General features: G+C 65.4%; 5 protein-coding genes and 1 pseudogene. 2 read left to right on the top strand and 4 right to left on the bottom strand.

Annotated elements, in window-relative coordinates:
• Nucleotides 1–191: 191 nt before the first annotated feature.
• Genes bioD through A2J03_RS26330 form a run of 3 tightly spaced genes read right to left on the bottom strand, consistent with a single transcriptional unit; the run spans nt 192 to nt 3,317 of the window.
• A complete protein-coding gene (bioD, locus tag A2J03_RS26340) occupies nt 192–896 on the bottom strand; it encodes a dethiobiotin synthase (protein ID WP_068380189.1) in 705 nt (234 codons plus the stop codon).
• Nucleotides 893–2,026, bottom strand: coding sequence for an 8-amino-7-oxononanoate synthase (locus tag A2J03_RS26335; protein ID WP_068380186.1), 1,134 nt, complete (start codon nt 2,024–2,026; stop codon nt 893–895). Before A2J03_RS26335 ends, bioD begins: the two co-directional genes overlap by 4 nt.
• A 25-nt stretch (nt 2,027–2,051) precedes the next feature.
• Entirely contained in the window at nt 2,052–3,317 is a 1,266-nt protein-coding gene (locus A2J03_RS26330; protein WP_068380183.1) for an adenosylmethionine--8-amino-7-oxononanoate transaminase, read from the bottom strand.
• 64 nt (nt 3,318–3,381) lie between these two features.
• Here A2J03_RS26330 and A2J03_RS26325 point away from each other — a divergent pair, with 64 nt between their 5' ends.
• Together A2J03_RS26325 and A2J03_RS26320 are read left to right on the top strand one after the other, a co-directional pair.
• Complete coding sequence (locus A2J03_RS26325) at nt 3,382–3,588, top strand: inositol 2-dehydrogenase (RefSeq protein WP_068380180.1); 207 nt, start codon at nt 3,382–3,384, stop codon at nt 3,586–3,588.
• Nucleotides 3,589–3,631: 43 nt separating this feature from the next.
• Nucleotides 3,632–5,596, top strand: coding sequence for an acyl-CoA dehydrogenase family protein (locus A2J03_RS26320; RefSeq protein WP_068380177.1), 1,965 nt, complete (start codon nt 3,632–3,634; stop codon nt 5,594–5,596).
• A 10-nt stretch (nt 5,597–5,606) separates the two neighbouring features.
• On the opposite strand, the pseudogene A2J03_RS26315 reads toward A2J03_RS26320, so the two are convergent.
• Nucleotides 5,607–5,797, bottom strand: a pseudogene (locus tag A2J03_RS26315) (PQQ-dependent sugar dehydrogenase); the annotation flags it as partial.

The raw sequence follows: 5,797 nt of genomic DNA, 5'->3' as shown, positions 1-5,797 counted from the left end.
ACGCTCTTCGACTTCGTTCGTTCGCTCTGCGGCCTTCTCGCGAATTCTGTCGGCCTCTACTCGTTTGGCCGCTTGCTGCTTCCGCGAAACCGCGAGCGCAATGGCCACGACGAGCAAAACGACGACGACGGCTATGACGATCCATACTGCTGTATCCATTACACACCCCAATTATCGGACGAGATAATCGGTTACCCGTCCGAGGGCCGAGCAAACCCCATTGCGCCTGCCAGGGTCGTAGCGTCGAACCACTTCGGAGCCGCTGCCCGGAACCCCTGCCGGCTCATCGTCCCGACCGAGGCCGGGATGCATCCGAGTACCGGTCGGCCCGTGACTGCGGGGAGTTCGACGAGGTTGGTCCGCTCGGCCAGGCCGGGCACTGCCGGCCACGCCCCGACGATCAGCCCGGCACAGAACACCCCGGCACGATCGAGGGCACCGACCGTCAGCGCCGTGTGGTTCAGCGTCCCCAGTTCGGCGCTGCACACCACGACGACCGGGGCACCGAGCTCTGCCGCGACGTCGAGGAGGGTGAATCCGTTCGCGCCGAGGCGCACGAGCAGCCCGCCTGCTCCTTCCACGAGAACGACGTCGGTATCGAACGATCGGATATCGGTGAGTACGGATCCCAATTCGAGGAGCGGCGCCGACGCCAGGCGCGCCGCGACGTCCGGGGCCAGTGGGTCCCGGTAGCGGGCCGACTCCACCGTGCGTTCCACGCCCGACAAGCGTCGAACCTCGGCAAGATCTCCGGGTTCGCCAGGCTCGACTCCGGTCTGCGCCGGCTTGACGACGGCGACGGATGCACCTAGATACATCGCGGTCACCGCGAGCGCTGCTGTCGCGATCGTCTTCCCGACGTCGGTCGACGTTCCGGTCACGATAAGAACCGTCATACCCGAGCACCCTCCAGGACCGAACCGAGAACGGTACGGATCGCGTCCAGCTCGTTCTCGGTCAGGTTCGCCCGCGCCGTCAGCCGCAGCCGCGACGTGCCTTCCGGAACCGACGGCGGCCGAAAGCACCCGACGTGCACGCCTCGTGAATATGCTTCGCGCGCTGCATCGTAGGCACGCTCGGGGTCTCCCAGAATCACCGAGACTACGGCAGATTCGGGTGCGTCCGCGTCTACGATCTCGGCCAACTGCGCGGCGCGCGCACGCACCGCGGCGGCGCGTTCGGGTTCACGAACGAGCACCGCAAGTGCGGCACGGGCAGCGCCGACCGCAGCCGGAGCGAGGCCGGTGTCGAAGATGAAGGGTCGTGCGACGTCGATCAGATGAGCACGCACTGCGGCTGGGCCGAGGACAACTCCCCCTTGCGATGCCAGCGACTTCGACAGTGTCGCGGTGACGATCACGTCGGGCAGTCCCTGCAGGCCCAGTTCGTGAACGAGCCCGCGGCCCCCGTCGCCCCGGACACCGATCCCGTGCGCTTCGTCGACGAGGAGAACAGCCGAGTGGCGGCGACACAGCGCATGCAGTTCGCGGAGCGGCGCGAGATCTCCGTCGGCACTGAACACCGAATCGGTGACGACGAGCGCGCGGTCTTCGGTTCGCGTGCGCAACGCCAGCTCCACCGCGGCCAAATTTCGCCGGTCGTACACCTCGATTCGTGCCCGGGACAGTCGACACGCGTCGACGAGAGATGCATGCGACGCGGAATCGGACAGGATCAGCGTTCCCCGACCCGACAGTGCGGCCACCACACCGAGATTCGCGGTGTAGCCCGAGGAGAACACCAGAGCCGACTCGGCGCCGACGAAGGTGGCCAACTCGGATTCCAGCTGCTCGTGCAGGGCAGTGGTACCGCTCACCAGCCGTGAACCCGTTGCGCCTGCGCCCCAGTCGTGGACCGCGGCGCACGCGGCGTCCACGACCTCGGGGTGCCGACACAGCCCGAGGTAGTCGTTGGAGGCGAGATCGATGACCGAAGGTTGTGCACGCGTGCGTGGGCGCAGATCACGGTGCACACCGCGCTCGAGTCGCAGATTCGCCGCGTCGGTCAACCAGTCGAGTGTCGCCACCCGAGCGACCTTACTTGAACAGTGTTCAAGTTCGCGCGACAGCCCCCATCCCCGCACAGATCCGCGCGATCTCGTCCGCACTGCAGATGTACGGCGGCATCGCATAGACGAGACGGCCGAACGGTCGCAGCCACACACCTTCCGCCACGGCTGCGTCCGTCGCTCGTTGCATGTCCACGGGCTCGGTCATCTCCACGACGCCGATGCCGCCGAGGACACGCACGTCGGCGACGCCGTCGAGTTTCTCGACTCCGGCCAAGCCGTCGCGCAAGCCCTGTTCGATGCCCGCCACCTCGGCTCGCCAATCGCGCTCGAGAAGAAGTTCGACGGCTGCGACGGCGACCGCGCACGCCAGCGGATTGCCCATGAACGTCGGCCCGTGCATCAGACCGCCCGCCTCGCCCGCACTGATCGTCTCGGCGACGTGCGAGGTACACAGCGCGGCGGCAAGCGTCATGTAACCGCCGGTCAACGCCTTGCCGACGCACATGACATCGGGTGCAACACCCGCGTGGTCCGCCGCGAACAGCTCGCCGGTGCGTCCGAAACCAGTGGCGATCTCGTCGAACACCAGAAGAACGTCGTGCTCGTCGGCCATTCGGCGCAGCTCGGTCAGGTACCTCGAATCGTGAAACCGCATTCCACCCGCGCCCTGCACGATCGGTTCGACCACGATGGCTGCGACCTCGTCCTGATGCCGGGCGAGAATTTCCTCGAAGAGGTGCACGTAGTCGGGCTCGTAGTCACGCGGTGGCGCGGGCGCGAAGATCTGCCGATTCAGCACATCCGACCACAGCGAGTGCATTCCGCCGTCGGGATCGCAGATGCTCATCGGCGCGAACGTGTCGCCGTGGTATCCGCCGCGCCACGTCAACAGCCTGCGCTTGCCGGGCCGTCCGCGAGCACGCCAGTACTGGATACACATCTTCACGGCAACTTCTACCGACACCGAACCGGAGTCCGCGAAGAACACCTTGTCCAGACCTTCAGGGGTGATCCGAACCAACAATTCGGCGAGCCGGGCCGCCGGTTCGTGGGTCAATCCGCCGAACATGACGTGGCTCATCTTGCCCAGCTGATCGTGCGCGGCGGCATCGAGCACCGGATGCCGGTAGCCGTGCACTGCTGCCCACCACGAGCTCATCCCGTCGATGAGTTCACGGCCGTCGGCGAGTGTCAGGCGGACACCGTCGGCGCCGGCAACCACGAGCGGCCGAGTCGTCGACGGGAACCCGCCGTAGGGATGCCACACGTGCCGGGCGTCGATTGAGGAGATCTCTGTCGTGTCGATGCGGACACAATAACCGCCCTCATCCTTGTAACACGCATGTTACGTCTGCATTACACTAGCCTGCATGGAGGCACAACATGAACCAGCGCGGTACTCCTGGCCGGATGGCTTCCGGGAGCACCTGATCGCAGAATTCGACGGGTACAGCCCGCTCGTCACCCGCGCCCTGGAAGACAACGGCGCGTCGATATTCCGTGATGGGCCGTACGGCCGAAGCAAGTTCTGGGCCCGCGTGCGGCACATCGGCCGAGAGTATCTCTGGCCTTCGTGACCCGTCTCTCCTCGCCGAAAACCGGAAAAGGTTACCGTCGAGTATGACTACGACTTCGGAACACATTCGGAACACGTTGGACGGTCGCTGGCGCGATGTGAAGAACGAGGCGCGCGCTCAACTTGTTCGTGACGAATTCCGTCCGCACTACACCCCGAACACCGTCATCGCGCGCACCAAAGCGCTCGAGCAGCTCAAGCTGCTCGCGCAGCACGGAGCTGCGGACGACGGCTTCAAGAAGGAACACGGCGGCACCGGCGACGTCGGCGCCGCAGTCACGATGATCGAAATGCTCGCCATGTCGGACCTGTCGCTGATGGTCAAAGCCGGCGTCCAGTGGGGCTTGTTCGGCGGCGCGATCGAAAACCTCGGTACCGAGCGTCATCACGAACAGTACGTGCGACGCCTCATCGACCTGGATCTGCTCGGCTGCTTCGCGATGACGGAGACGGGCCACGGCAGCGACGTGCAGTCCCTCGAGACCACCGCGACGTACGACGCCGAGTCCGGTGAGTTCGTCATCCATTCACCGACGCCGTCCTCGCGCAAGGACTACATCGGCGGAGCAGCCGAAACAGCCACCGTGGCTGCGGTATTCGCACAGCTCATCACCGCAGGCCCGGGCCAGGAGCCGGAAGGCCACGGCGTCCACTGCTTCTTCGTCCCGCTGCGCGACGAGAACGGTGACGATCTCCCCGGCGTCACCACCTCGGACTGCCAGTACAAGGGCGGATTGCCCGGCGTCGACAACGGTCGGATCATGTTCGACCACGTCCGGGTCCCACGCGAGAACCTACTGAACAAGTACGCCGATGTCGCGGCCGACGGCACCTACTCCTCCCCCATCGAAAATTCGAGCCGTCGGTTCTTCACGATGCTCGGCACACTCATCCGTGGGCGCGTGACCGTCGGCGGCAGCGCAGCGGCGGCAGCGAGAGTCGCGCTCGACATCGCGACTCGATATGCGTTGCAGCGCAGGCAGTTCTCGGCACCCAAGTCCGAGGAGGAGGTGCTGATCATGGACTACCTGGTGCATCAGCGTCGCCTGTTCCCGCTCATCGCCAAGTCGTATGCGCTGCAGTTCGCGCAGAACGAGCTCGTCGCCAAGCTCCACGAACTGCAGACGGCCGACAACCCGGACGCCGAGGAGCAGCGCGAACTCGAGTCCCGCGCGGCAGGCCTCAAGGCCGCGAACACCTGGCACGCCACCCGGGCGATCCAGGAGGCACGCGAAGCATGCGGCGGCGCAGGCTATCTCGCCGAGAACAGGCTCATCTCGCTCAAGGCCGACACCGACGTGTTCACCACTTTCGAGGGTGACAACCACGTGCTGACGCAGCTCGTCGCCAAGGAACTCCTCACCGCGTACGCCGACGACGTCAAGAGCATGAGCCCTGTCGAGTGGGTGCGGTTCGCCGCCGAGTTCGCCGGTGACCGCGTCGTCAAACGGACTGCGGCCCAGACGATCATGCAGACCATCCTCGACAGCCGGCAGGACAACGAGGAGGAAGGCTCGCTGTTCAACCGCGGCACCCAGGTCAAGATGTTCGAGGACCGCGAGGACTACCTGCTCTCGACTGTCGCGCGCAGACTGCAGAGCAAGTCAAAGGAGATGAGTGCGTTCGACGCGTTCAACTCGGTCCAGGATCACGTTCTTCATGCCGCAAGCGCACACATCGACCGCATCGTTCTCGAGGCGTTCGTCGCCGGAATCTCGGCGTGCGAAGACGAGACGGCCAAGGACCTGCTCGAGCAAGTCTGCGACGTCTACGCGCTGTCGGTCATCGAGGAGGACAAGGCGTGGTTCATCGAACACCGCTACCTGTCCACCGAGCGGTCCAAGGCAGTGACCCGCGGAATCAACGAGCGCTGCAAGACTCTTCGCCCACACGCGCTCGAACTGGTCGAGGGCTTCGGCGTCCCCGAGCAGCTACTCGGCGCGGCGATGCTCGGCCACCCGCAGACCGGTAGCGACGAGGAAGAAGCAGCTCACCCCAGCAAGGCCTGACACCGAGCACTCACGCGGTCGGAGTCACCCTGAGTACCCGATCGTCCGATCCGTTGTCGGTGGTCAACAGGAACGACCCGTCGTCCAACGAGGTCAGCGAACGCAGCCGGCCGTACGCGTTCTCCAGCGCGACGGCCTGCTGCGTGACCTCGGTACCGTCCTCGTTCAACTTCAAGAAAACGAGCTTCTCGCCCTGCTGAC

This window comes from Rhodococcus sp. EPR-157 (genome assembly GCF_001647195.1).
GTDB lineage: Bacteria > Actinomycetota > Actinomycetes > Mycobacteriales > Mycobacteriaceae > Rhodococcoides.
The sequence above is the reverse complement of the archived record's forward strand: the minus strand, read 5'-3'. Positions and strand labels throughout refer to the sequence as shown.